Genomic DNA, 25,631 nt, shown 5'->3' with positions numbered 1-25,631 from the left:
TAAGCATGCCCTTGAGCGGAGCGAAGGGTAATAAGCATGCCCTTGAGCGGAGCGAAGGGTAATAAGTTTGATTTACTTATTACGGCTTGAATGGGACTAAATGTTGATGGTCAATTATTGAGAAAGAACATGCTCAAAGCCAAAGTAATCAACTATCAAACAAGTGAGGTTCAGGAAAAAATCCTGACACCGGAAACCGAGATTCGAGGTGAGTGTCTGATTGGCCGACACCCTAGCTGTAACTTAATTCTCAATAGCCCAGAAGTAAGTCGCGTACATGGCAGGATTCTTTTCCAAGAGGGCAATTACTACTTTAGCGACCTCGGTAGTACAGATGGCTCTAGAATTAACAACGAAGACATTCTGGTTAACCAACAACGCCTCTTGAAACGGGATGACATTATCCGTGTCGGTGAGTTTGTCATTTTGATAGAAGCAATAGATCTCAATGGTGTTGCTACAGTACCCCTACTCCAGGATAAACAAGCAGTCCAGGGAAATTCAGCTCAGATCCGACAGTGGCAGCAAGGCGAGATTACTGTCCGGTGCGTGCAGGTAATTGAGCAGACATCTGACGCCAAAACTTTTCGCTTTATGGCAGAACCAAAGGTACTCTTCGACTACCAGCCGGGGCAATTTGTCACCTTGGATTTGGACATCAACGGTAAAAAGGTAAAGCGATCTTATTCGATCTCTTCTACACCCTCACGTCCCCATACCCTAGAAATCACCGTCAAGCGAGTTCCCTCCCCCGCAGACGAACCGGATATACCACCGGGTTTGGTTTCTAACTGGTTGCACGATAACCTCAAGGTAGGCTCTCTGGTCAAATTAAGTGGGCCCATGGGTAAATTTACCTGTGTTGAGCAGATTGACAAAAAACTGCTGTTCATTTCTGCTGGCAGTGGCATTACACCAATGATGTCTATGTCACAGTGGATTTGCGATACTGCGGCTAATACCGATATGGTCTTTGTCCACAGTGCTCGTAGTCCCAAAGATATTATCTTTAGGCAAGAATTAGAATTGATGGCGGCAGAGTACCCTAATTTTCGGCTAGCAGTTACGATGACTCGGCAAGAACCAGGTCAAGCTTGGTGGGGTTATACAGGTAGATTGAATGAACCAATGCTACAGGCGATCGCTTCTGACTTTCGCGATCGCACGGTTTATGTCTGCGGCCCCAATCCTTTTATGGAAGCGGTAAAAACCTTGTTAGAGAGTCTAGATTTCCCGATGCAAAACTATTACGCAGAGAGTTTTGGAGGGAAGAAGCCATCAAAAGCAAAAGCCAAAACTGCAACATCACCACTAAGACTCGTCCACAACACCGAGAAAGATATTTCTCTGGCTGAGGTGGCTACTAATGGACACCAGACTAGATTACAGGAAGTTGCCTCACTGCCAGTAACGACTTCTACTGTAGCTACTACTACTCAACCCAAGGTAGTCTTTGCTAAGTCTGGGAAGGAGGTGGACTGTGATGGCGAAGATGTCATCCTTGATATCGCCGAACAAGAGGGAGTAGACATGCCTAGTGGTTGCCGGATGGGAGCTTGTGGTGCTTGTAAGCAAAAGCTGCTAGAAGGAGAGGTCAAGTATGAGGGAGAACCTGATGCTCTTAAAGAGAGTGAACGGGAGGAAGGGTTGATTTTGACCTGTTTAGCTCACCCAGTGGGTAAAGTTGTGATTAGTGCTTGACTAGATGTGCTGAGTCGCGAAATCAATCTTACAGAAAGACACACATAACTCTCATTGTGGCAATTGCTTAAATTGTGATCTGGAAAAATACCTGTAGCAGTAGGTTTTACCGAGAACGCCAAGTAGTCAAGGCGAGTGCGGTAAACTCAGATGTTGCACTTCCCTTTTTCAGCCAACGCCAGGAGATTTAAGCTTTGGGTATAGAACTGCGCAGTTACGTATATATAGATAGTTTGCAGCCTCAGCACGCCGCTTACATAGGAACTGTAGCGCTAGGATTCTTACCTTTACCAGGTGATACGTCATTATGGATTGAACTCTCACCTGGTATCGAAATTAACCGTATTACGGATGTTGCCCTCAAATCAGCCGACGTTCGTCCTGGGGTGCAGTTCGTGGAACGACTCTACGGTCTTTTGGAAGTTCATGCTAGCCGACAAGGCGAAACGAAAGCAGCCGGTCAAGCGATTCTGGAAGCGCTAGGAGTTAGTAGACAGGAGTGTCTCAAACCACGCGTTGTTTCTAGCCAAATTATCCGTAATATTGATGCTTACCAATCACAACTAATCAATCGCAACAGACGCGGACAGATGCTGCTTGCTGGCCAAACACTATACGTGCTAGAAGTACAACCAGCCGCCTATGCAGCTTTAGCTGCCAACGAAGCAGAGAAAGCTGCCCTGATTAACATTTTGCAAGTGCAGGCTGTTGGTAGCTTCGGACGTCTTTACTTAGGTGGAGAAGAAAGAGACATCTTAGCTGGTTCTAGTGCCGCACTAGCAGCAATTGAAAATGTGGCTGGCCGCGAAAATCCGATCACTGGATCCAATGAATAATTACTTATTGTTAGCAGTGTCAGGTTAACTACTGAGGGGTTCGGGGAGCTAAAAGATGGCAAATGTAGAACATCTAGCACTGCTCAAGAAAGGTGTACTTAGATGGATTGAGTGGAGAGAGCAAAACTCAGAGATAGAACCAGACTTAAGTGAGGCTAATCTCAGTGAGGCTAATTTAAGTGGGGCTAATCTCAGTGGTGCTAATTTGAGGAGGGCTAATCTAAGAAATACTAACTTAATTGCCGCTGACTTGAGTCAGGCAAACCTCAGCAATGCTAACCTTCAGCAAGCCGAACTAATAGATGCTCACCTGATTGCTGCTGAACTGGTCAATGCTAGCCTCATGGCAGTAGACTTTCAAGGTGCTGACCTAATAAATGCCAACTTAATCGGCGCTGACTTCAGAGGTGCCAACCTCCAAGAAGCGGATCTCAGTAGTGCTAACCTGATTGGTACTGATTTGAGCAAGGCTGACCTTAGAAAAGCAGATCTTAGTACAGCTAACCTTACCAGAACTAAACTCAGTAAAGCCAACTTGATTGCGGCTAACCTAAGTGAGGCGGATCTTAGAGATGCTAACCTCTACGAAGCTGAACTAATTGGGGCTTATCTTTACAAGGCGAATTTGAGCAAAGCTAACCTAAGTGAGGCTCACCTGATTGCAGCTTACCTCTTTGCGGCGAATTTGAGTGAAGCTGACCTTACAGGAGCTGACTTGAGATGGGCTAATCTGAGCAAAGTTAACCTGAGCAGAGCTAACCTTAAAGGGGCTAATTTAGGAGGGGCTAATCTTAAAGGAGCCAACCTAAGCGAAGCTAACCTGAGCGAAGCCAACTTGAGTGAGGCTAACCTTAATAAAGCTAACCTTCGGGGAACAACTATGCCCGACGGCGTAATTGCTAGCTAACAATTGGGGGTTGAATTGTGTGATATGGCACCTCTAGATGATTCACGATAAAAATTAACCACAGATGCACACAGATACAATATTACAGTTTGCACAATTCATCTAGGATTGCTATAGCTCAAATATTTGTCAGCCAAGGGATAATGCTTTTAATTAATTGATTTAACGAAAATAAAATACCGAGCTTATGTCATTTAAAAGTGCAATAGTTACGGGCGGAACTCGTGGTATTGGCTTCGGAATATCAGAACAACTGGCTCAGGATGGCTATAACCTGATATTGTCTTTCAATACCAATGAAGAAGCAGCATCCACAGCTAAAACCACCATTGAATCAACCTATGGGGTAAGAGTTTACACCGTCAAAGGTGATGTAACTGAAGAGTCCACGATTGAAAACATATTTAAATGTGTAGATGATAATTTTGATGGCAAACTAACAGCATTGGTGCATAATGCTGGACTCTACGTCGGTATAACAACTACCCCTGAATCCAGTCAGGCAAACTTAGCCGCCAATGCCCCAGGTCAATTCTTGGGTGAGGATGCTTTAACTAACTTGACACAGTACGATTACTACCAAAATGTCTATCCCAAGTGTCTAATTAGATGTGTCGAGAGAGCCGTTAATTGCATGGAAGATGGTAAGGGTTATATCGTAGCCATCTCTTCTCCTGGATGTAATAGCTGCCAAAGACCACGGTTAGCATACATGATGCCAGGGCAAGCCAAGACGGTGGTCGAGTTTTTAGTCAGATACTACGCCCTTATGCTGGCACCACGGCAAATCACCGTAAATGCGGTGAGTCCCGGTTACACAAAAACTGAAGCCTGGGAACCTTTAACAGCTAAATTTGGGGGAGTGGATAGCGAAAGGGCGAATCAGATGATTAAAAATACACCCATGCAACGTTGGGCATCACCCGCAGAGATCGGTAGGGTAGTAGCTTTTTTGTGTTCGCCCCAAGCAGCCTTAATTACTGGCGTGGCACTTCCTGTTGACGGCGGGTTACATCTTAGTTAAAAATTCGTAATTACGAATTACGAATTAGATGGAGACTACATATTTGCCTCGTCTATCACAACAACTGGCGTGATTCCAAATGGGCTTCAATCTCCTCACGAGTCCGCCATGCTGGCCGCAACTCCCCGCGACTATATAAGGGTAATTGGTCACCGATGTGGGGTGAACCAGGTTGAGTTGCATTGCCGTAGGTATTGAGAACTTTTGCCTTAACGGAACCAGAAAACTCAATTGCCGCAATATAAGAGTCGCCACCCAAGGTTTGAAAGTGCCCATCATCTGTTGGTGCGACAAACAGAACCCGAAAGCTGCCTAGTTGCCCAAGACTGCCCGATGCTGGTAAATCTTCTGCCCCATAACGCAAGCGCACCACTTCACCCCAAGGTACATCCAGTAAACCATAGTTTGATTTGAGCTGAGCTGCGGTTTCTTCTAGTACCTCTACTGCCTTACTCAAATTAGCGATACCATTAGGGGTGATTAAGGGAGATTGCTCTTGCCAGGGTTGAGCAAACAACTCAGAAGAGGGCATGGCTTGGGCCCACAAAGTAAATAGTACTGCTCCCCGGCTATGAGCATCCGTTTGCCGATCCCAAGCTTGCAGAACATCTGCTGCTTGACGCCCTAAATCATTACCTAGTTCACGCGCTGCGGCAATCAACTCATCCAACAGTCGATCCGCCATTTCCAAACGTGATGAGAACTTGTCAGCAATCATCTCCTCAAAGCTAATCTCTTGATCTTCCCTCAGCATCCGAATTGAGCGCTGGGAGCGAAAAATATCTGGCACTTTCCCTAAAGAATTTGGTGCCAAATAGGATGGGTAATCTTGGGAATTGATGGCAGGCGGGAAGGTTGTTGTCCAAGGGGGATCGTTAGTGTTTTGCAACCACCCACTAGCTGGGTTGAGAACGCGGGGCAAGTCTTGGTAAGGGTGGTATTTCTGCCAAAGAGTTTCCGAAGTGTCCCCAGGAACAATACCCTGCCAATAATCCCAATCTCCTTGGGAACGTACAGGTACTTGAGCGTTAAATATATAGAGGATTTGCCCTTCTTGGTCTGCATAGAGCAGATTGAACATGGGTAATTGTAAGCTTTGAAGTGCCGCCTCGAACTGCTTGCGGTTAGTTGATTGTGCCATCTGCCAAAGCTGTTCCATCAAGTGCGGTTCTTCTAAACCAACTACCCGCACTGCCCTAGCTGTACCATCTTTTTGAGCAATCACCGGTCCGTGAATTGAGTGACGAATTACCAGTTGTTCCTCTCGCAAACTACCATCAGCTTGCCTGATCTTGAGAGTTTGACTTTCTGTTCGGAAAGGACGAACCTCACCATCTAGAAGATAACCACCCTCTGCTAAGGTCAATTGATAAATATCTGCACCATCAAAAGTATTGACCGTCGCTGTCCAGCCCAGATGGTCATTAAAAGCGATCGCTAATGCTGGCATGCCCACAAAAGCCACACCATAAGCATCAATTCCCGGTGCCGTTAACTGGGCTTCGTACAAGAGATACAAATCTGACCAGGGTAGGTGAGGATTGGCAAGCAGCATGGCATGACCACTAGCTGAATGAGTCGGTGCGATCGCCCAACCATTAGAACCAGCTTGGATAATTCTCGCTCCTGGAGAGGCTATTTGCTGGGGATTAACCACAAAATGGAAATGAATTACTCGCTGCACATGGGCAAGAATATCTGCCCCATTTATTGGCAGTACTGCTTCTACCTGGTCATCAATTTGCTCAGGATTTTCCTGGGCATAAGCATTAATGCCAGCAGCAAAGGCGTCAAGATAACGCCGCATGGTTGGGCTTTGTGCGGCGTACCATTGCTGTCCTCTTGCTGGAATGCCCATGGTTCTAACATAGTGGTCTGATTCCAGGTATTTCTCTCCCCAATACTCTGCCGCTCGTCCTCGCGCTTGTCCATACAGCCGCAGCATCAGGTTGCCGTGACTAGAAGTCTGCGCCCAGCCAAAAGCTTGAAATAGACCCTCAGTATCTTGGCTATAGATATGGGGTACACCCCAGTTATCCCAAAGAATTTCGTTGTGATCTTCCCCAGCAGAGGGTGAACGAATACCCAAGAAGAACACCAAAACAAAACTCAGTAGTAACGCCAATAGCGGTAAAAATTTGCTCTTAAATTTAGGCATTGAAAATAGAAAATGGTTAATTGAGGCTTCGCGGGCAAATAGTTAATGGAAAATAGTTAATTGAGGCTATAAGCCAGATACTGATGTGTACAGTTCAATTTTCCATTTGTATTGAACCTTTTCCTAAACCACTGAGTCTAAAGTATCAAGAAAATAAATCGGTGAGAGAGCCCGTAGGTGTCAGTTATACCAGCTAAGGCGTCAAACAACGATCCAGCTTCTGCCCAAGTGCCCCCAACCGAGAGCGAATTAGTGCTACGGTGCCAACAAGGTGACCAGCAAAGCTTCCGCCAACTGTACCGTACCTATGAGCAGCGAGTGAGGTCAACACTTTACCAATTGTGTGGTGCTGAGACTTTAGATGATTTAATGCAAGAGGTCTTTCTGCGAGCCTGGAAAGGCTTGCCCAAACTGCGTCAGCCTGCCCAATTTTCCACCTGGCTTTATCGCATCTGCTGGAATGTAGCGTCTGATCAGCGACGGCAGTTTGCCCAACAACGTGCAGTTAACTCAAAATTAAAAGCAGGGACAGAGGCAATACCAAGCCAAGAGGCTAAACATGCTCAAGCCCCCGACCTGATGCAGCTACACTATCAAGATATAGTACAACGAGGGCTGCAAAAGTTGAGTTTTGAGCATCGTGCTGTCATTGTGCTACATGACTTGGAAGATCTACCGCAAAAAGAGGTAGCACAAATTTTGGGCATAGCACGAGGAACAGTTAAGTCTCGTCTTTTCCATGCTCGAATGTCTCTGCGGCAGTATATCCAGCAACAAGGAGAAATGCTATGACTCAGTTACCGCCTGATGACCATCAATGGCAAGAGTTTCTGCGCCAACATTGCTCCCCTCCTCCACCAGCAGCAGCTGACTCAGAAGAGCAACTGATGAGAGCTCTGGCAAGGCAAGAGCAGACAACTAAACATCGGCAAATCTGGGCAGCCTCACCAGCAATTGTAGCTGGCATACTGATGGCTTGGAGTAGCTATCGTCATCTAATCACTTCACCAGATCTCCGCTTAGAAGCCTTCCTCACTAACAACTGGAATGGTGTAGTAGGAGAACAAACAACCCAAAATAACTCTCCCGAAGCAGATTGGATGGTTTTAGCCAATACAGGACACTAAAGCCAGAAGATAGTAAAAAAGAGGCAATTTCCATGTCGTTTCCTCGTATTTCGGTGATGTCAGCTTTCCTGCTCGCGGCAGGATGCTTAGCGGCTTTGGCAGATCCCAACCCGCTTTTACCCCAAACAATAGAACAAAACCTAGGAACCCCAGGAAATTCACAGGCTCAGCCGCGCTTGACGGAGGAGCTAAACCTCACCCCAGAGCAAAAACAAGAGCTACAGGATATTCGCTTCTCACGCCAAGATCAAATTGACCAAAAACAACAAGCTTTGCGTCAAGCTAACCAAGAGTTACACCAACTGATGAGCTCTCCTACCTCCACAAAGGAGATGCTTAGCGCCAAATATCAAGAAGTTCAAAATTTGGAGCGACAGATGGAGAACTCGCGCTTTGACGCTTTGTTGGCAATGCGAGAAGTCTTAACTGTAGAACAACGTAGCCTGTTTGCTCAATTAATGCGAGAGAATCGCCAAAATATGCGCAACCAGAGAAGCAACTCAACTGAGTAGCTGCACTGAGGTAATGAATGATGCAGTTATCTAATTACATTTATCTTCACGGCTTTGCTTCGGGTCCCCAGTCAGCCAAGGCTCAGTTTTTGTACTCTTGTCTGGAAGCATGCCAAATTAACCTCAAAATACCTGACCTCAACCAAGGCAATTTTCCTCACCTCACTCTGACACGGCAGTTGCAGCAAGTTGAAGCGGAATTTGCTTTAGGCCAGGTACCCGTCATCATGATTGGATCTAGTTTTGGAGGACTAACTGCTGCTTGGTTAGGGGAGCGCCATTCTCAAGTGCAAAGACTGGTTCTGCTAGCACCCGCCTTTGGCTTTCTAGAACACTGGTTGTCTAAACTGCCACGGGAACAATTGCAAAACTGGCAAGCCTCAGGATACATGCCAGTGCATCATTACGCCCAAAAGCGATCGCTACCCTTGCATTATCAGTTTCTAGAAGATGCCCGCCAGTATCAAGACAAACAGTTGTCGCGAGCAGTACCCACCCTAATCCTCCATGGGCGGCACGATGAGGTAATACCAATACAAGCTAGTCGAGATTATGCTGGGGTGCGGCCGTGGGTGCAATTGGTTGAACTGGAGAGTGACCATAGCCTAAGTAACGTGATGCCGGAAATTTGGCAGGCAACTCAGGCTTTCTGTCAGCTTTCTTGAGACCCAAGGGATTCTTGCTTGAGATATTTTTATTTTTTACCATCAGAGTCTCCCATGATTGGATAACTAAAGCGATCGCTTCCATCATATCTATCCAAAAAAGCGATCGCCTTTGGCGCTGCCCCTTTGGGGCAATCGCTTTATTCGTTCTACCGCACAGTTCCTCGCAGTGCTTCTGCGTCAATGGGTTTAAGCAGATAAATCCGCAGGAGGTGACCGACGATTTTCAGTTGAAATGGTAATTTGCGTAATGTTTTCAACCACTTGGGTTGAGAAGTACCCTCAATTTCAGACATTTGTAAATTGAGATCGGAACAGCGATGTAAGCGAGGGAAAAAGTCTGGATGTTCTGTGTTGAGAACAGATGGAAAGGCGCGGATTGATGTCTCATTAGTTTTGCGAATAACTTCAGCATCAAACTCGGTGGGATCTAATCCCAACACCTTGTAGAAGCCAGTCCGTTCGTGAACAGTTAAGGTATGAGTAGCAAATACTGAAAGTAGGAAAAAGCGACTCCACAACCGAGATTGCCAAGTTTGCCAGAGTTTGGGTTGCGATCGCAACAATGCCTTGAAAATATCCCCATGTCGGTTCTCATCTTGACACCAGCTTTCAAAGTAGCGGAACAATGGATAAAACTGATTCTCAGGATGTTTTTCTAGATGACGATAAATAATAATGTAACGCCAATAACCAATCTTCTCTGATAGATAAACTGTGTAAAGAACCCACTCAATCGGGAAGAACGTATAAACCCGATTTTTCGTCAGGTAAGCCAGATCCATCGTACAACCAAAATCCGCCATCGCTTTATTAAGGAATCCTGCGTGACGGGCTTCATCTCGTGCCATCAGGTTAAACATTTCAGCCAGCAGAGCACTGCGATTCTTCAATTTGCGAGAGAGTTCCTTAAACAGCAGAAAGCCGGAAAACTCAGACACACAGGATCTCTCCAAGTAATCGATAAATGCCTGTCGGGCTTCTCCGGTAATGTGGTCCCAGGATTGATCGAACGCCTCATCTCGCACAAAATGGTGGCGGTTATAATCTGCCCGCATTTCTTCCAGCATCGCCTGCAACTCAGTTTCCTGGGCAGACAAGTCCATCTGTGCAGTGGTTTCAAAATCTGTTGTATAAAACCGGGGTGTGAGGATGTTCTCCCTTAGTGCCTTTGTTTTACTGTCCGATGTGTCTAGAGTGGGTTTTGCCGGAGAAATAACCATAGTGTTCAAGCGCCCCTTAATAAACTCAATAGCTATTAAGCTATACTATTTGCCTTCTCTTGAACAGACTTGCCACTACAAAAGTTAAGAGACGTTGAATCACAAAGATTTTTGTTAATTTATGAAAACTCCCCATGATTGAATCTCTTAATCGCTATAAGGTTTTCTAAAGTATTTAGGTTGAAACAAGCGTGCCTGCTCAACAATTTCACGGCACATTGCCCTAACAGGCAGCGCCCAGACAACCGCTTCTTAGGAATAAGGTAATTTGACATGAGCCACGATCTAGCCAACCGCCTGCGAGAAGGCACCCAAAAATCCCACACCGCCGCCGAAAACACTGCCTACATGAAGTGCTTCCTTAAAGGAATCGTTGAGCGAGAGCCATTCCGTAAGTTGCTGGCAAATCTGTATTTTGTTTACAATGCCCTGGAAGAAGCACTGCGACGTCATCAAGATCATCCAGTGGTAGGACTGATGTACTTTCCTGAAATCAACCGCACATCCAATCTGGAACAAGACTTGGTATTCTACTACGGCGACAACTGGCGGGAACAGATTACGCCTTTACCCGCAGGTCAAGTTTACCTCGATCGCATTCAGGAAATCGCCAATACTGCTCCTGAACTCCTGATTGCTCACGCCTACACTCGTTACATGGGTGATTTATCCGGGGGTCAGGCGTTGAAAAATATTGTTCGTTCAGCACTAAAGTTGCCTCCCGATCAAGGTACGGGAATGCATGAGTTTGAGCAAATTCCCACGGTGGAAGCAAGACGAGAATTCAAAGAAAAATATCGTCTCGCCTTGAATTCTTTACCCATTGATGAGACAACAATTCAAAGTATTGTAGACGAAGCCAACTATGCATTTACACTCAATCGAGATGTGGTTCACGAGTTAGAAGACGATGTAAAAGCCGCCGTTGGTGAACATGTGTTTGATTTGCTTACCCGTCAGGATAAACCTGGTAGCACAGAGCGAGTTACTCACGGTGGCGCACCCCATCCTGTAGCAGTTGAATAGAGCATTTATCTAGCGGTTCTTAATCGGATGAGGTAAACAAATGTGGGATAATAGGTAACAGATAATGGGGAACAGAGAGGACAGATAAATGTACCTCGCTGAAACGAGAATTGCTATATTCTATTCATTTGAGAAAAACCTCGGGGCGAGGTATTCGTGTATTTGATTTGTCTGAAATTAACGCAAACTCCACTTATACTTCACCCCAAAGCCCACCGTATTTTTGTTGATCGCGTCGATTAATACTCATAGATTAGATTCAGTTACAAACTAATAAGAGAACACGCACAAATGAGCTTTTCGCTGCCTACGGTTCAATTTGACTCAACATTGCTCCGCAAGTATGACCAGCCTGTACCACGCTACACCAGCTATCCACCGGCAACGGAGTTGAAACCGGAGTTTGAGGAAGTCGATTTCAGGACTGCGATCGCTGTTGGCAATTATAAAAATACCCCATTATCTCTTTACTGCCATATCCCGTTTTGTGAAACTGCCTGTTATTTCTGTGGTTGCAATACTGTGATCACGCAGCGCAAACAAGTAGCAGAACCTTATCTTGACTATACAGCACGTCATATTCAACAAGTAGCCCAATTGATTGATGACAAGCGTTCAGTTCATCAGATGCATTGGGGAGGAGGGACACCAAACTATTTCTCTCTTGGTCAAATTGAACGGTTATGGACAACCATCAATCAGCATTTTCATTTCGAGCCAAATGCAGAAATTTCGATTGAGGTCAATCCCAGCTCATTAGACAAAAATTACCTTTTGTTTTTGAAAGATTTGGGATTTAACCGCATTAGTTTTGGTATTCAAGATTTTAACCCCCAAGTCCAAGAAGCGGTTAACCGTATTCAACCAGAAGCCATGCTGTTTAATGTCATGGATTGGATACGAGAAGTGGGGTTTGAAAGTGTCAATGTTGACCTGATTTATGGCTTACCTTTTCAAACTTTAAGCACGTTCCGCGAGACTATTTATAAGACTATTAAACTCGATCCTGATCGCATTGCCGTATTCAATTTTGCCTATGTGCCTTGGTTGAAACCTGTACAGCGAAGGATTCCCCAAGAGGCACTCCCGCCAGCTTCTGAGAAACTCGATATTCTGCAAATGGCGATCGAGGAACTGACTCAGAATAGCTATCAGTTTATTGGCATGGATCATTTCGCTAAACCGAATGATGAATTAGCGATCGCACAACGTCAAGGACAACTCCATCGCAACTTTCAGGGGTATACTACCAAACCGGAATCAGATCTGATTGGGTTTGGCATGACTTCGATTAGTATGCTGCATGATGTCTATGTTCAAAATCACAAGCGTTTAAAAGACTTTTATCAAGCAATTGATGCGGGAAGTTTACCCATTGAACGAGGGGTACGTCTCAATCAAGAAGATGTGATTCGTCGCACGGTGATTATGGAGTTAATGTGCCAATTCCAACTATCAAAAGATGACTTAGCAGAAAAATATCACCTTAGCTTTGATCAAGATTTTGATGAGTATTTTGCTGGTGAGCGATTGGAGTTAAAGAAGCTGGAAGCAGATGGGCTGCTGCGCATCTTTCCTAATCAAATTAAGGTGACTCCTGCTGGAAAGTTGTTAATCAGAAATATTGCTGCCGTTTTTGATACATATCTCCAACAAAAAACAATTTCTAGTTTCTCAAGAGCAATTTAACTATTTGAGGAAAGACTATTAAAAATAAATTCAGCTCATTACACTCTATAATCCAACCTCCACTTATGGGACTATAAAGAATCGCAGCAAAGGTAAAGAATATGGACGCAGATGAATTTTTGAGACGATATGCGGCAGCAGAACGGGATTTTTCTGATGTAGACTTATCAGCAATAGATCTGCGCGAGGCTACCTTAGTGGGTGCCAATTTCCGGGGGGCTAATCTGAGTCAGATTGACTTACGAGAAGCACGACTAGGGCAAGCACAACTTAGTCAGGCTAATCTCAGTCGGGCGAATTTGAGTGAGACTATCCTCTGGGGTACGGACTTTAGTGAAGCCAACCTACACCATGCTGAGTTGCGAGAAGCAGATTTGAGTGGTGCTCAGTTGAGGAAAGCTCAATTAGAAGAAACGATACTGACGAAGGCATGTCTGCGTGGTGCTAGTTTAAAGGGTGCTAATCTTTTCCGGGCGACGCTGTTTGCCGCCGATTTGCGTCCTAGTTCGGAGCAACAAACCGATTTGGGATACGCAGATTTGAGTGGCGCAAACTTAAGCTATGCGAACCTCAGTGGAGTGCTACTACAGGGGGCAAAGTTAGATGGAGCAAAACTTTGTCGAGCTAATTTAGGTGTTTGGGGAGGAGAGCGTTTCTATCAGACTGACCTTAGTGAAGCGAGTTTACAAGGGGCAGATTTAAGTTACGCAGATTTGAGTGGTGCTAATTTACAGAAAGCAGATCTGCGCAAGGCTGACCTGACTAAGGCTAACTTGACTAATGCTAATCTTCAAGGAGCCATGATGCCAGATGGCACAATCCACGACTAGAGGTGCTCTGGGAAGGAGTTACATATATAGGTATTAGACCTGTTGCGATCGCTTTCCTGAATAATTTTACGGCTTGCCGAAACTGCGATCGCGAAATGCTGCTGCAAGCAAATCGGCGATCAACTTAGTTTCGTTTCGTCCACAGCCAAGCCAAAGTGCCGAAAAACAAGGTAGCTAGCACACTCCAAAATAAGGACAATACTAAGGGATGGGGTGGGTTATTCATGGAGATAGGCGCAAAGGGTTTATCAATATGTTGTGTGACAACGCCAGAGACAATGGCACCTGCACCTAAGCCTACACCGATGATTTGGATGGTTTTTTCTAACGAGCGGTCGCGTTCTGCTTGTTCGATTTCTACAATACCGCGAATTGAAGCGATCGCTTGCTCTAATAAGGTGGCACCGTGACGGAAATATCCTAAATCGGCTTGGATTTGTTTTTGGAAAAATGGAGATTTTTCTTGACTAAATGTTGTGAGAAATAGTAATTGATTATCTCCTACTACACCACTAATTTGCTGCAATCGTTCGGAATAATTGTACTCATTTATCGCAATAGTATTGTGATAGTCTTCGAGATTTCGCAGTAAGCGAGTATAGGTTAGGGCTAATTGCGGTAATTCTTTTAACTTGTTTTTTAGGTCTTCTAATTCTTCAGTTGTTACTTGATCTTTTTCTCTTTTTTTTGGTAAGCTATCAATTAATGTTTCTATTGCTTGATAGGTAGAAGCGACTTGGTGATAAGTTTGCCTACTGTCTTGATAGGCTCTAATCACCTTGGAACGAAAAAAGAATAAGTCTAATAATTCTTGATAGCATTGATTCAACTTTTCATCGGCTTGGGAGTCACGGAATAACCAGATGAGGACGTGTTGATAGTTGGCTAACTGGCTAAATAAGCCATATTCAAAAATTGGACTGCCGAATAACTCGCCTTGACGATTGAAGGGGGGACGTTGAGATTCATTGGGAAAAACGGCTTGCAGACACTCTTCGGCGATTTGGTATAGATGTTTTTCGTCTTTCGCGCCGATTAGCCAAGCGGTGATTAATAAGGTTTGTCCGAGAAAGCGAGGACTTTTTTCTAAGGTGAAACAATTATTAGGGTTTAATTGGCTTAAGAAACTAATTTCTACATCTTCAGTTGACTGTCCATCTTCTTCATTTTCAGGACGACGTAAATTTAGCCACAACCCGTAGCTGTCAGCAAATCGCAAGGGATAGGCAAATCCTTTGATGAGGATTTGTTGCTGTTTATCTGGGGAAATTTTACCAGCAAATTCTAAGGAGTAATCACCGTCTTTAACTTCTGATTCTTTAAGCAAGTCAACGCGGTGACTATCCGGTTTTTTGTGAATGTCTATGTGCTGAGACAGATGTAAATCTTGATGTAAGATGCTGCGGACTATTTGATCGCCAGCTTGCCATATTTGAATCTTATCTTCTTGTAGAGTTATCTCTAAATTGGCAGCTTTGTAAAGTTCAAATACGAACAGATGCAGGTTAGGCGCATAGATTTTCATAGTGGGTTGAATAGTCAATTCTCTGAATAGAGACGCAAAATTTCGCGTCTCTACATTATATTTACCATCTCTACACTATTGCGATTTATCCTTTTCTTTTTTTCTTTCTTGGAGTTTTGGCAGTTCTTCTTCAAGAATTCGGTAGCGGTTTTCTAGAGTATTTTCTTGGCTTTGTGGTTTGCTTTTTTCAACTTTCTTAATTTCTCGTTCTTGCACGAGGATGGCATTTCTTACATCTTCGTGGTTGATATACCATTGACGCAGGACTTCTGCAAGGGTTTCTGGGGTGAGATTGTCTATGGCAGAGAGGTTTTGTTGTAAGTTGGGGATATCCCTTAGGGCATCGTCAGAAAAGACATAATCTTGTTCTTTGACGACTTGGATAAAGGCTTCGATGATGGTGTCGGTGTCCATGGGTATTCTCCTAATTATTCTCCAACTGCACAAAAAGCAGCCCAAAATTCTGGCTTTTTAAAGGGTTGCTGTTCTGGGTGATAGTTGTTTTCTAATCTCTCCTTTACTTTCTGTTTTTGCTGGGTGTCCATCTCTGTTTTATCATCTAGCCATTGCAGTAACTCACGTTGAGTTCTTTGACGAAACCACTGCTGTGCTTGGTTTAGGGCAAGTGCTACATTACTAGTTGAATTATGCAGGTTTTCATAGAATTTAATCATTAATAAGGCAGTAGAAAAGTCATCGACTGACCATAAACTACTGATGATACTGGCAGCACCAGCGTGGATAAACCCGCTGGGTAAACCAATATATTCATCGCTGCTATTGTTAAAGTCAACTAAGCCCGTTTCGCAGGCAGAAAGCGTGACAAGGCGGCAGTTAGGTAAACTTAATTGGAATATGTCTTCTAGGGTGAGGCATTTATTTAAATCAATGGCTGCGTCGTCAGAAAGTCGTAAATAGCGGGAGGTTTCTGCCTCTTTCGGGAGAGGAGAAATCTCAGAAGCGGCTAATTGTAAAGCCGATTTTTCAGGTAAGTTAAAGTTGAAGTAACCGTGACAGGAAAAATGCAGCCAATGGGCATTGCCTAAGTTTTTGGCATTGGTTGATTCTTGCAAAGCAGCGGCGGTGGCTTGGCTTTTTTTCAGGATGTGGTGAGGTTGAAAGGCTGTGGCAATAGTTTCCACTTCGATATCGGTGAATTCTAAGTTATCGGTGGGGTTTTGAATGGCGAAGAGGTTATGGAATTGAGAGTTAGATAAGGTTTGGGCTTTCTCTTGAGTTAAGCGCCAAAGTTGACAACTGGGGGCATAACTGACACCCTTGGGGAATTTGTCGATTAAATACTCCTCTGAAGATAGGGGTAAAGCATGGAGGGGTAGCAGGTGTAGGTAACGATGGGGGACTAAAATAACCTTTTGGCATTGGGTTGGGACAAGTTTCAGGATGTCTGGGATGTGTAAAATCTCAGCAAGGTGGTGAAGTTTGTCATGCAGGCAAAATCGCCAGCGCTGTTTGTCGTTAGAGTAAAGCTGGAGATAGTCATCTTTCCAATTTGCCAAGTTTTCTAAGTCTTGTGGTTCTGACTGCCAAATCTCCGGTTGTTCCTTGTGGCGGGTGATGATGAAGGCGCGAAGACAATCATTAAAAATGTAGAATTGGATGATGGCAGTTTGGTCATCGAGTTGGTTGTGAATCTCGCTGTAGCGGATGGGGTGAAAGCCGATAATTTTGGTAATTAGTTGTTCTCGTTGTTGGCGCAACTGATTAAGCTGGGTGTAGTTGCTATCCAAGGATGCCTGAGAAACCTGATTGTCGTTCTGAGTGGAACGATAGGGAAGCGAAGAATCCCGATTAAGCAAACTAGATGTTTCGGTTTGTTCCACACGGCGCTTTTCTTCTTCAATTTGTTGCTGTAGCTGTTTGAGTTGATCGTTCAATGCTTCCGATATAGCAACTTTAGGATAAGCTTCAGGGCTGAACAACAGTTCCACCAAATTACGGGTTTTGCTACGCTCAATATATTCAATAGCTTCAGTGATTTTGTGCAATTCCAGGCAAACCTCTACCATGCAGCGATAAAGCTTGTTCCATTCTTCAGCTTGTTTGCGTTTGCTTTGATCACCAGAAACAATTTCTCCCCGCAAAAACTCTACGGTTTCAATAGCATCCTTAAACGTTGTTTCAGCCTCAGCAAACTGTTGGCTGTCTTGGTAAGTAATACCTAAATTAAATAATGTCTCGGCGTGGTTTTGGGGGAAAGCCTCGCGGGTTCTTACTTGCAAGGCAAGGGTGTAAGCAGCGATCGCCATTTCCAGATTCTCTGCTTTGTCCCCTACTATTCTGTCTAAGTAGGCATTGCCCAGATTATTTTGCGTCGTTGCCCATTGTTGGGGGAAAGCCTCGCGGGTTGTTACTTGCAAGGCAGCGGACAAAGCAGCGATCGCCATTTCCCGATTCTCTGCTTTGTCCCCTACTATTCTGTTACGGTAGGCATTGCCCAGATTATTTTGCGTCGTTGCCCAATTTTGGGGGAAAGCCTCGCGAGTATATACTTGCAAGGCAGCGGACAAAGCAGCGATCGCCTGTTCCCGATTCTCTGCTTTGCCCCCTACTATTCTGTATAAGTAGGCAATCCCCAGATTATTTTGCGTATCTGCCCAATCTTGGGGGAAAGCCTCGCGGGTTGTTACTTGCAAGGCAAGGGTGTAAGCAGCGATCGCCTGTTCCCGATTCTCTGCTTTATCCCCTACTATTCTGTCTAAGTAGGCAATCCCCAGATTATTTTGCGTGGTTGCCCAATCTTGGGGGAAAGCCTCGCGGGTTCTTACTTGCAAGGCAAGGGAGTAAGCAGCGATCGCCTTTTCTAAATTGTCGGCTTTGTCCCCTACTATTCTGTATAAGTAGGCATTGCCCAGATTATTTTGCGTATCTGCCCATTCTTGGGGGAAAGCCTCGCGAGTATATACTTGCAAGGCAAGGGTGTAAGCAGCGATCGCCTTTTCCAGATTCTCTGCTTTGTCCCCTACTATTCTCTCACAGTAGGCATTGCCCAGATTATTTTGCGCATCTGCCCAATTTTGGGGGAAAGCCTTGCGGGTGAACAGGGTTAACACTCCTTCGTACCCAGCAATGGCAATTTCCATATTGCTGGCTTTGTCTCCCAAGGGGAAGTTCTGAATTAGATCACTAAAATTGCCAATAACTCCGGCAATGAATCGCGCCTCATCTGGCTGCCTTTCTGGCAAGGTCGTTGTCGCCCAATACCGCAATAGTTCTGCTAAAGTCCGGTGGAGGTATGCTGTATTGTCTGCCAGCAACGGGTAAATTACCCTTGCATCTCCTTCGCTGTCTGCCGTGGCTTGGAGTACCTCGATCAAGAATTGCCGATAGGCTGGTAAATCCTCTTCTGACATAGTATTTAGCAACCTCAAACATCAGACATTACTCTTGGGGAAGTTTCACGGCTGGATAGACGTATTTAGCGACGCATCACCTAATTCTTGTTCTGGTGCTTTCTTTCTTTTGTTTTGGGGCTGGAAAAAGTTGCTTCACTCAATAACAAATTATTAATGCCAACCCACTTAAGATCATAAAGCTTAATACTTAATACTCCCTGATACAGGTGGTTCTGTTAACCTCTAACTTAACCTAGGGAGCATCAGAATCTCACCAAATACTAACACCTCGCTACATTTCCTGCGCTTCACGACTCAGCAGGACAACAGAGTCTTTTATTTGTTTGCACTCCTTTACATTAAATGACAGTGAATCACTAAAAGTGTTAAACTGAAGATGGTTGATTTTCGGTAGAGTAAGCTTGTTTCAATTTCTTTCACAGGCGCATCTCCGATTTAAGTCGCTACATGTTCAAGACCAAGGAGATGCCTAATGTCTATTTATGTTGGTAATTTGTCCTACGACGTTACTCAAGAAGACCTGACTAGCGTTTTTGCTGAATACGGCAACGTCAGTCGCGTGAGTGTACCCACAGATCGTGAAACCGGACGTCCACGGGGCTTTGCCTTTGTGGAAATGGAGTCAGAAGATAACGAAGCTACCGCCATTGAAACCCTTGATGGGGCTGAATGGATGGGACGCGACCTTAAGGTTAACAAAGCCAGACCACGTGAACAAAACGGAGGCGGTGGTCGCTCTGGTGGCTATGGCCGCAGAGCCTTCTAATTTAGCTAATTTAATATAGCTAAGGCAAGTTAACAGAAAGCCCCTTCTTCAATAGCAAGTAAATCGTTTCGGCGAACAATGCTATCAGGAGGGGCTAATTATTGTGATTTAGAGAACCTCATTAGCTCTTGGGCAGCTACCAGTTTGAGCTTAATTAAAATTAATATGAGCTACCGTCTTTGTGGGTAAAAATCCAACCTGCGGTACTATCTTTAGCCATCAAGTCAGTATCGGGATAGGTTACTTCATCCCTCGGTGTTCTGTCACCAATTTCTAAATAGATGGCAACTGCATCGGATTGATTAACTAAATGATGCCCATCGGGTTCTCCTCCAGGGAAACCGGCTGCCATTCCTGGCTTTAAGGTTTGCTCTCCCTGATTACTAATCAACGTCACTTCACCTTGTAGAATATAAACAAACTCATCTTGCCGAGCGTGCCAATGCCTCATAGCAGACCAGCTTCCCGGTTGCAACTCGACTAAATTTACGCCAAAATTTTTTAAGCCAGCAATATCTCCCAAACGCTTTTTAGACCTTCCAGCTACTAAAGCTCTAAAGGGTTCAGGATAAGCCGAACCTTTTCTCTGAGGTACATCTTGAGGATTAATAATCATCGGGCATTTTCTTGGTTGATCAAATATAAATAGAGACTATCAGGCAAGAAGGTAAGGGACATAATATTAGCCCAAGAAGTCAGTAATCTGTTTGAGCAAACCCTTAGAAAAAGGGATTACTACCTGTAAAACGCGATCGCAGGTGATGGTTTTCCGTTCTTTTGGCTAATAGATCCCTTAGTCTGAATCGACGTGTGGTCGGTGTTTTCAATAAGCGATCGCTTTTTTAGGTAAGAGTTTTCGCTTAACTTACCGGATTTTTTACTTTTTGCAACTAAAGTTTAGAAAAGGATTCAAATAATTGAGTTGCGGAACATGATTGAAAGTTCCCAACCAACGGCAGAGGTTTAACCTTATAGCCAAGCAGACACGCTCTCAAGGAGAAAAGCCAAATGCTCAGGTCACTTCTAGCAGGAACTTCAGTCTTCGCCCTTTTGCTTGCTGGCAGCCTGCCAATTCGTGCACAGTTTCAAGCTCCAGCTACATCTCAACAAACTCAGGGACAGTTAGCTCAAGAGCCACCAGTACAGGAACAACCAGTACAGGAACAACCAGTACAGGAACCATCAGCAGAAGAACAGCCAGCAGCAGCGCCAGAGGTAACTAGCCAAGAAGTTAGCCAAGAAGATTTAGAGAAGTTTGCTCAGGCTGTGAAGGCAATACAGACGATTGAAGAACAAGCACAAACAGAAATGACCCAGGCTCTTGAGAATGAAGGCTTGAACTTTGATCAGTATCGCACCATTCTTCAAGGCCAGGAAAATCCAGAGGCTCAAGCGGCGTCTGAGGTGACACAAGAGCAGAAAGAGAGTTTTAAGCGGGTCAATAACCGAGTAGCCGAAATACAAGAGGCAGCTCAATCCAAAATGCAAGAAGCTGTTGAAGCTCAAGGTTTAAAAGTCGAGCGCTTCCAGGAAATTTCCATGGCAATCCAGCAGAATCCAACTCTCAGAGAGCAAATCCAACAGCTACTCCAAAGTTAGTCTGAACTGGCTTATTATCTATCGCAACAGTTCCTCTCTAACCATACCAAATAGGTAAGAGAGGATAGAAAACTTAGAGGAAGACTTGGACGGGCAGACAACAATCCTACTCTAGTTCGTCCTCTGTTCTTCCTAAATAACAGACACTTTTGGTTGGTTATTGGTGGCAACCTTGGTTTTAGCCAACAACTTTTTAATAACAAGATTTGGGAGTGATTTTACAGTGAAATTGAAATTTATTGCCTTATCGCTTTTTTTAGTGGTTGCGTCTTTTCTAGGAGCCTGCGAGTCTGAGAATGAGGTTCCTCCAGCAGGAGAAACATCACCAAGTGTTGAACCAGGCGGGGTTTCGGAAACTCCTGGGGGATTACCTGAGACGACATACCCATCAACATCGCCGGATGAATCACCGTTGTCTACTGAGTCGCCATTACCAGATGAATCACCATTACCAGATGAATCACCATCACCTACTGAGTCACCTTAATCTAGTAAGTAAAGGGAGAGAATTATTTACCAGATTCTTAGAGCTGATTTGGTGTAATTGGTAGTTTCTGATCAGAAAATGCTCAAGCTAGAAGCACCATCTTCTGACACCAGCATCCCCAACAGCATGTGATATCAATTCTGATACTACCTTGATTGGTGACAAAATTCCCCGCCCCTATCTTTGACTGGGTGGGGGATTTTGTTACTTGGTAGCTCGTCGGTTAAGTAATAAGCATGCCCTGAGCGGAGCCGAAGGGTAATAAGCATGCCCTTGAGCGGAGCGAAGGGTAATGAGTAATAAGTAATAAGTAATAAGTAAGCACTCATATCTGTAAACTGGCTACAATACTCTGTTCCCCGCTATGGTTGAGAAATTTCTGTTTGAGTTAAACTCAGGAAGTAATCTCAAATAATTAAGATAATAGACAAGTGAATGACCACAAAGAGCAGCTAGTAATGAAGAAAGGAAAAGCTAAGGGAGGAACAGAGCAAGGGCAGGAAAAAAACGAAACAAAACTCAAGAAAGTTAAAAAAAAAGTTTATCAAAAAGAATTAAGCCGACTCCAGGTAGAGTTAGTGAAATTGCAAGAATGGATCAAATATAAAGGCTTGAAAGTTGTTGTGATCTTTGAGGGACGTGATGCAGCAGGCAAAGGAGGGGTGATCAAAAGAATTACAGAATGCCTGAATCCTCGCATCTGCCGAGTTTCAGCCCTAGGTAAACCGAGCGATCGCGAAAAAACGCAATGGTATTTTCAGCGCTATGTTGCCCATCTACCAGCAGCAGGTGAAGTAGTTCTTTTTGACCGAAGTTGGTACAATCGAGCGGGTGTTGAGAGAGTAATGGGTTTTTGCACTCACGAAGAATACGTAGAGTTTTTGCGCTCATGTCCTGAATTTGAATGTATGCTCCAAAGGTCAGGAATTATCTTGATCAAATATTGGTTTTCTGTAAGTGATGAAGAACAAGAAAAGCGCTTTCGAGAACGGATTCGTAATCCTGTCAAACGATGGAAGTTCAGTTCTATGGATTTAGAAGCCCGTGCTAAGTGGGTGGAATATTCTAAAGCGAAGGATGATTTATTTCTCGCTACGGATATTCAAGAATCGCCTTGGTATGTGGTGGACGCCGATGAGAAGAGACGTGCACGCTTAAATTGTATTAGTCATTTCTTAAGCATGATACCCTATGAGGATTTAACACCTGAACCCATAGAGTTACCACCACTACAAGAGGCAATGGAGTATGAGCGTCCGCCTGTGTCAACGCAAACTTTTGTACCAGAAGTCTTCTAGTTAAGAGACTTCTGGTGGACAACTAAGTTATAGGTTGATTGTCTTGCCTGTTTCTGCCGACTGGCGCAAGGCATCACCAACCTTGAGGGCATAACAACTAGCCGACGGAGACACATAAAGGGGTTTCCCTTGCTCTAAGTAATCTAGTACCATGCAGGTGTCTTTGACAAACAAACCACGCCTGCTACTCACTTCAATTGGTGTCTTTTCTTCTTCCCTAATCAGAGTCCCTTGCTCACCTTCAAAAACTAGTGTTCCTTGCTCTCCATGGACTTCAAATTTACGTGAGCGCTGCCAGAAAACTTCTCCTCTACCGTATGTAACTTCCGCAATTAAGCCATTAGCAAAGCGCATTTGACCATTACACAAACAGGCTTTATAGTCATCTGATTCACCCCAAAATTGGGATTGACAACTCACAGAAACTACCTCTCCAAACAAGTTAGTGAAGCGGTGGACGTGAGGGAGAGCAGCTTTGAAGGGAAAGCCAAATAGTTCTCGATTGTAAGTCCAGCGCTGTGGTGCGGGTCGTTGAGGTATAAGAGTAACGTAACGAGCATAAAAGGGGTTGCCAATTTCTACTAAGGATTGCCTAAGGGCTTGATGCAAGCCGCCTAATAGCTCAATATGTTCTACATGAAGCAGTTTGCCTTTGGCTTGGGCAAGGGTTACCAAAGACTCTGCTTGTTTGGGATCCAAAGAGATCGGATATTCTACAACCACGTGCTTCCCAGCTTCGAGAGCAGCACTGGTAATTGCGCCGTGATCCCGATTAATGGTACAAATAAAGACCAGATCTAGATCAGGATGCTCTACTAACTGTTGCCAGGAATTTACGCAGGATGCTTTGTAAGTTGTGGCAAAATCTTGGGTTTTTTCCGGTGTATGACCACTGACGGCAACTAAAGTTGAGCGAGAATCTGTTTGCAAAGTCTCGGCTCTTTGTTTTGCTGCATATCCAGTACCGACAATACCAGCTTTGATGGGGAGAGTAGTAGAAGGAGTATTAATTGGTGTCACCAGTAGGATTGCATAATTGGTAGTTTTTTACATTATAAAATTAACAGATTAGGGTTTATTATTGGGTAAATCTTTGTGTGGATAAAGTCACTAATAGAAACTTCTTGGGCAGCTTGCAAACGAGTAGCAATTGTCTCTAAGAGTTTAGCTAGCTGCTACTGAAGTTGAATTGGCTTGTGCAGTTTAGCAATGTGGGATTGGATAACTGCTTTAGGAGAAAAATTGGCATTGTTTAAACAATCTTTGATTTCTTCTAAAGAAAAGCTAATCTGGCGGAGAGAAACTATCTGTTGTAGGTAGATAATATCCTTTTTGGTATAGAGACGGTGACCAGCTTCTGTACGTTGGGAAGGTTTCAAAAGACTAATCTCTTCATAATAATGAAGAGTCCGTACAGATAGACCAGTTTGCTTAGCTAAATCACCAACTTTCCAAGCTGTTGACCAGAGTCTTTCACTCATTTTTAAGGAGTTTTCTCAGTGATATCTCCACGATATAACCTGACGTTACGTGAGGTGCAAGTAGAATTTTTAGCTGATTATTTGTTCTCTCCAAAGCGGTATCCTTTTCCATATACCGTATAAATCAGTGGCGTCTCGCCCTTGGCTTCAATTTTGCGGCGCAACAAACGCATCAAAGCGGCTAAAACATTGCTACTAGGTAGTTTATCTTCTGCCCACAGATGCTGATAAATTTGTTCGTGGGTCAATAATTGACCTGGATGACGCATTAAGTATTCTAGCAGTTGGCTTTCCTTTTCTGAGAGTTCAATCAGGCGTCCCTCACGATCTGCTAATTGATTTTCTAGATCTAGTTCGAGTGTTCCCACTTGCAACCGCTGGCTGTTAGGGGTGTCTGTCGTCGCCGAACGCCGCAGTAAGGCGCGGACTCTCGCTAGTAACTCCCGCAGTTCAAAGGGTTTAACTAGATAATCGTCAGCCCCAGCATCTAATCCCATTACTCGATCATCCAGGGTATCTTTAGCTGTGAGGAAGAGAACTGGTGTGTTTTTCCCTTGCGATCGCAACTGTTGGCAAACTTCTAACCCTGAGAGTTGCGGCAGCATCCAATCTAAGATGAGTAAATCATAAACACTTTGGGAAGCCAACTGACTACCCGAAGCACCATCGTAAGCAACATCAACACTGTAGCCTTCACGGTTGAGTAGGCGACTTAAAGGATCGGTTAGTTCAACTTCGTCATCAACTAGAAGAATTCGCATAAAAAGCCGATAGTGGCATTAGTCTTCTGATCCCTGTAAGTTATGAGATTTGTCCAAAATTTCCTGCGATTCCCGAAGATACTCCTGTACAGCTTTGATTTCTTGGTTTGTCGCCTCTACATGTGCCTGAGTAGCTTTTGTCTGATTGTTCACTTCTGATTCGTAGGCAGCACGTGATGCTTCACCCTCCTCTTTCTGCGCAGCCTCGGCATCTTCCTGTAGGGCTTTGGCATACTTGTTGATGGTTTTACCAGACTCTTCGATGAACTGTCCCCTTTCGGCTGTTGACCCTCCTTTATCTTTTAAAGTCTTTCCTGACTCCTCTACTAAATTGCCGTGTTCTTCCACAGTTTTTCCATGTTTTTGTGCAAGTCTCGCTGTGTTCTCTGATACACCAGACATAATCTTTTACTTTTTGTTTCAAAAGCATATGATAAGATTTTTCCCTTTTTTTTAACTCTGTCTAAAAGCATAGCAAGAGATAAATTAAGGTTTGTGTAATACCCTAAATGACCCAGGAAAATTTACTATAGCAATCCTAGCTAAATTAGAAAACTGCCTATTTCATTTCTTGTACATCTCTTGTCCATCTGGGGCTAATTTTAGTATTAATTATTTCTGCTTGCGATATCTCCCCAAAAA

Annotated in this window: 25 protein-coding genes; 15 read left to right on the top strand and 10 right to left on the bottom strand. The window is 44.3% G+C overall.

The genetic code is table 11. The features are described from left to right. Positions 1 to 129 precede the first annotated feature (129 nt). From ACT7WV_RS08580 to ACT7WV_RS08565, 4 genes are all read left to right on the top strand, one after another. Positions 130 to 1,701, top strand: a complete 1,572-nt coding sequence (locus ACT7WV_RS08580) for a 2Fe-2S iron-sulfur cluster-binding protein (RefSeq protein WP_463424233.1) — start codon at positions 130 to 132, stop codon at positions 1,699 to 1,701. A gap of 194 nt (positions 1,702 to 1,895) precedes the next feature. Further along, entirely contained in the window at positions 1,896 to 2,537 is a 642-nt protein-coding gene (locus ACT7WV_RS08575; protein WP_445102506.1) for a hypothetical protein, read from the top strand. A gap of 55 nt (positions 2,538 to 2,592) precedes the next feature. Beyond that, a complete protein-coding gene (locus tag ACT7WV_RS08570; RefSeq protein WP_445102505.1) occupies positions 2,593 to 3,444 on the top strand; it encodes a pentapeptide repeat-containing protein in 852 nt (283 codons plus the stop codon). A gap of 187 nt (positions 3,445 to 3,631) precedes the next feature. Beyond that, positions 3,632 to 4,468: an SDR family NAD(P)-dependent oxidoreductase gene (locus ACT7WV_RS08565; protein WP_445102504.1), complete on the top strand. Its 837-nt coding sequence runs from the start codon at positions 3,632 to 3,634 to the stop codon at positions 4,466 to 4,468. Positions 4,469 to 4,523: 55 nt separating this feature from the next. Here ACT7WV_RS08565 and ACT7WV_RS08560 read toward each other — a convergent pair whose 3' ends face one another. Then, entirely contained in the window at positions 4,524 to 6,626 is a 2,103-nt protein-coding gene (locus tag ACT7WV_RS08560) for an acylase (protein WP_445102503.1), read from the bottom strand. 177 nt (positions 6,627 to 6,803) lie between these two features. Here ACT7WV_RS08560 and ACT7WV_RS08555 point away from each other — a divergent pair, with 177 nt between their 5' ends. From ACT7WV_RS08555 to ACT7WV_RS08540, 4 genes are read left to right on the top strand one after another with little or no spacing between them, the layout of a single operon-like run. After that, positions 6,804 to 7,418 (top strand): sigma-70 family RNA polymerase sigma factor, encoded by a 615-nt coding sequence (locus ACT7WV_RS08555; protein ID WP_445102502.1) that lies wholly within the window; start codon positions 6,804 to 6,806, stop codon positions 7,416 to 7,418. Further along, complete coding sequence (locus ACT7WV_RS08550) at positions 7,415 to 7,753, top strand: hypothetical protein (protein WP_445102501.1); 339 nt, start codon at positions 7,415 to 7,417, stop codon at positions 7,751 to 7,753. Before ACT7WV_RS08555 ends, ACT7WV_RS08550 begins: the two co-directional genes overlap by 4 nt. 32 nt (positions 7,754 to 7,785) lie before the next feature. Further along, complete coding sequence (locus tag ACT7WV_RS08545) at positions 7,786 to 8,265, top strand: Spy/CpxP family protein refolding chaperone (protein ID WP_445102500.1); 480 nt, start codon at positions 7,786 to 7,788, stop codon at positions 8,263 to 8,265. A gap of 20 nt (positions 8,266 to 8,285) precedes the next feature. Next, entirely contained in the window at positions 8,286 to 8,930 is a 645-nt protein-coding gene (locus ACT7WV_RS08540; protein WP_463424232.1) for a YqiA/YcfP family alpha/beta fold hydrolase, read from the top strand. 149 nt (positions 8,931 to 9,079) lie between these two features. Here the strand turns inward: ACT7WV_RS08540 and acsF are convergent, their stop codons facing one another. Beyond that, the gene (gene acsF, locus ACT7WV_RS08535) at positions 9,080 to 10,153 is read right to left on the bottom strand and encodes a magnesium-protoporphyrin IX monomethyl ester (oxidative) cyclase (protein WP_445102498.1); all 1,074 of its coding nucleotides are present in this window, start codon (positions 10,151 to 10,153) and stop codon (positions 9,080 to 9,082) included. 273 nt (positions 10,154 to 10,426) lie between these two features. Between acsF and ACT7WV_RS08530 the strand changes: the two genes are divergently transcribed. The 3 genes from ACT7WV_RS08530 (at position 10,427) to hetL (ending at position 13,698) form a co-directional block, all read left to right on the top strand. Beyond that, positions 10,427 to 11,179, top strand: a complete 753-nt coding sequence (locus ACT7WV_RS08530; RefSeq protein WP_445102497.1) for a biliverdin-producing heme oxygenase — start codon at positions 10,427 to 10,429, stop codon at positions 11,177 to 11,179. Between the two features lie 291 nt (positions 11,180 to 11,470). Further along, positions 11,471 to 12,868: an oxygen-independent coproporphyrinogen III oxidase gene (gene hemN / locus ACT7WV_RS08525; protein WP_445102496.1), complete on the top strand. Its 1,398-nt coding sequence runs from the start codon at positions 11,471 to 11,473 to the stop codon at positions 12,866 to 12,868. Positions 12,869 to 12,969: 101 nt separating this feature from the next. After that, a complete protein-coding gene (gene hetL, locus ACT7WV_RS08520; protein WP_445102495.1) occupies positions 12,970 to 13,698 on the top strand; it encodes a heterocyst differentiation pentapeptide repeat protein HetL in 729 nt (242 codons plus the stop codon). A gap of 124 nt (positions 13,699 to 13,822) precedes the next feature. Here the strand turns inward: hetL and ACT7WV_RS08515 are convergent, their stop codons facing one another. The 3 genes from ACT7WV_RS08515 to ACT7WV_RS08505 all read right to left on the bottom strand — a co-directional run bounded on the left by ACT7WV_RS08515 (position 13,823) and on the right by ACT7WV_RS08505 (position 18,594). Further along, positions 13,823 to 15,223: a hypothetical protein gene (locus ACT7WV_RS08515; protein ID WP_445102494.1), complete on the bottom strand. Its 1,401-nt coding sequence runs from the start codon at positions 15,221 to 15,223 to the stop codon at positions 13,823 to 13,825. Positions 15,224 to 15,298: 75 nt separating this feature from the next. Continuing rightward, positions 15,299 to 15,637: a hypothetical protein gene (locus ACT7WV_RS08510; RefSeq protein ID WP_445102493.1), complete on the bottom strand. Its 339-nt coding sequence runs from the start codon at positions 15,635 to 15,637 to the stop codon at positions 15,299 to 15,301. Positions 15,638 to 15,651: 14 nt separating this feature from the next. Then, on the bottom strand, positions 15,652 to 18,594 hold the full coding sequence (locus ACT7WV_RS08505; protein WP_445102492.1) for a CHAT domain-containing protein: 2,943 nt from the start codon (positions 18,592 to 18,594) through the stop codon (positions 15,652 to 15,654). Positions 18,595 to 19,069: 475 nt separating this feature from the next. Between ACT7WV_RS08505 and ACT7WV_RS08500 the strand changes: the two genes are divergently transcribed. Beyond that, positions 19,070 to 19,363: an RNA recognition motif domain-containing protein gene (locus tag ACT7WV_RS08500; RefSeq protein ID WP_445102491.1), complete on the top strand. Its 294-nt coding sequence runs from the start codon at positions 19,070 to 19,072 to the stop codon at positions 19,361 to 19,363. Between the two features lie 160 nt (positions 19,364 to 19,523). Here ACT7WV_RS08500 and ACT7WV_RS08495 read toward each other — a convergent pair whose 3' ends face one another. Then, on the bottom strand, positions 19,524 to 19,979 hold the full coding sequence (locus ACT7WV_RS08495) for a cupin domain-containing protein (protein WP_445102490.1): 456 nt from the start codon (positions 19,977 to 19,979) through the stop codon (positions 19,524 to 19,526). A gap of 392 nt (positions 19,980 to 20,371) precedes the next feature. Here ACT7WV_RS08495 and ACT7WV_RS08490 point away from each other — a divergent pair, with 392 nt between their 5' ends. The 3 genes from ACT7WV_RS08490 to ppk2 all read left to right on the top strand — a co-directional run bounded on the left by ACT7WV_RS08490 (position 20,372) and on the right by ppk2 (position 22,747). Further along, the gene (locus ACT7WV_RS08490; protein ID WP_445102489.1) at positions 20,372 to 20,962 is read left to right on the top strand and encodes a DUF4168 domain-containing protein; all 591 of its coding nucleotides are present in this window, start codon (positions 20,372 to 20,374) and stop codon (positions 20,960 to 20,962) included. Between the two features lie 223 nt (positions 20,963 to 21,185). Continuing rightward, entirely contained in the window at positions 21,186 to 21,449 is a 264-nt protein-coding gene (locus tag ACT7WV_RS08485; RefSeq protein ID WP_445102488.1) for a hypothetical protein, read from the top strand. Positions 21,450 to 21,907: 458 nt separating this feature from the next. Then, positions 21,908 to 22,747 (top strand): polyphosphate kinase 2, encoded by an 840-nt coding sequence (gene ppk2 / locus ACT7WV_RS08480; RefSeq protein WP_445102487.1) that lies wholly within the window; start codon positions 21,908 to 21,910, stop codon positions 22,745 to 22,747. A gap of 27 nt (positions 22,748 to 22,774) precedes the next feature. On the opposite strand, the gene ACT7WV_RS08475 is transcribed toward ppk2, so the two are convergent. The 4 genes from ACT7WV_RS08475 to ACT7WV_RS08460 form a co-directional block, all read right to left on the bottom strand. After that, the gene (locus tag ACT7WV_RS08475) at positions 22,775 to 23,767 is read right to left on the bottom strand and encodes a Gfo/Idh/MocA family protein (RefSeq protein WP_445102486.1); all 993 of its coding nucleotides are present in this window, start codon (positions 23,765 to 23,767) and stop codon (positions 22,775 to 22,777) included. Between the two features lie 155 nt (positions 23,768 to 23,922). Then, positions 23,923 to 24,228: a MerR family transcriptional regulator gene (locus ACT7WV_RS08470; protein ID WP_445102485.1), complete on the bottom strand. Its 306-nt coding sequence runs from the start codon at positions 24,226 to 24,228 to the stop codon at positions 23,923 to 23,925. A 77-nt stretch (positions 24,229 to 24,305) separates the two neighbouring features. Then, positions 24,306 to 24,989: a two-component system response regulator RppA gene (gene rppA, locus ACT7WV_RS08465; RefSeq protein WP_445102484.1), complete on the bottom strand. Its 684-nt coding sequence runs from the start codon at positions 24,987 to 24,989 to the stop codon at positions 24,306 to 24,308. An 18-nt stretch (positions 24,990 to 25,007) separates the two neighbouring features. After that, positions 25,008 to 25,391, bottom strand: coding sequence for a hypothetical protein (locus ACT7WV_RS08460; RefSeq protein WP_445102483.1), 384 nt, complete (start codon positions 25,389 to 25,391; stop codon positions 25,008 to 25,010). Positions 25,392 to 25,631: the final 240 nt, after the last annotated feature.

The organism is Symploca atlantica LB2515, from assembly GCF_052546295.1.
Note: the sequence above shows the minus strand (reverse complement) of the source record. Positions and strands in the feature narration are given on the sequence as shown.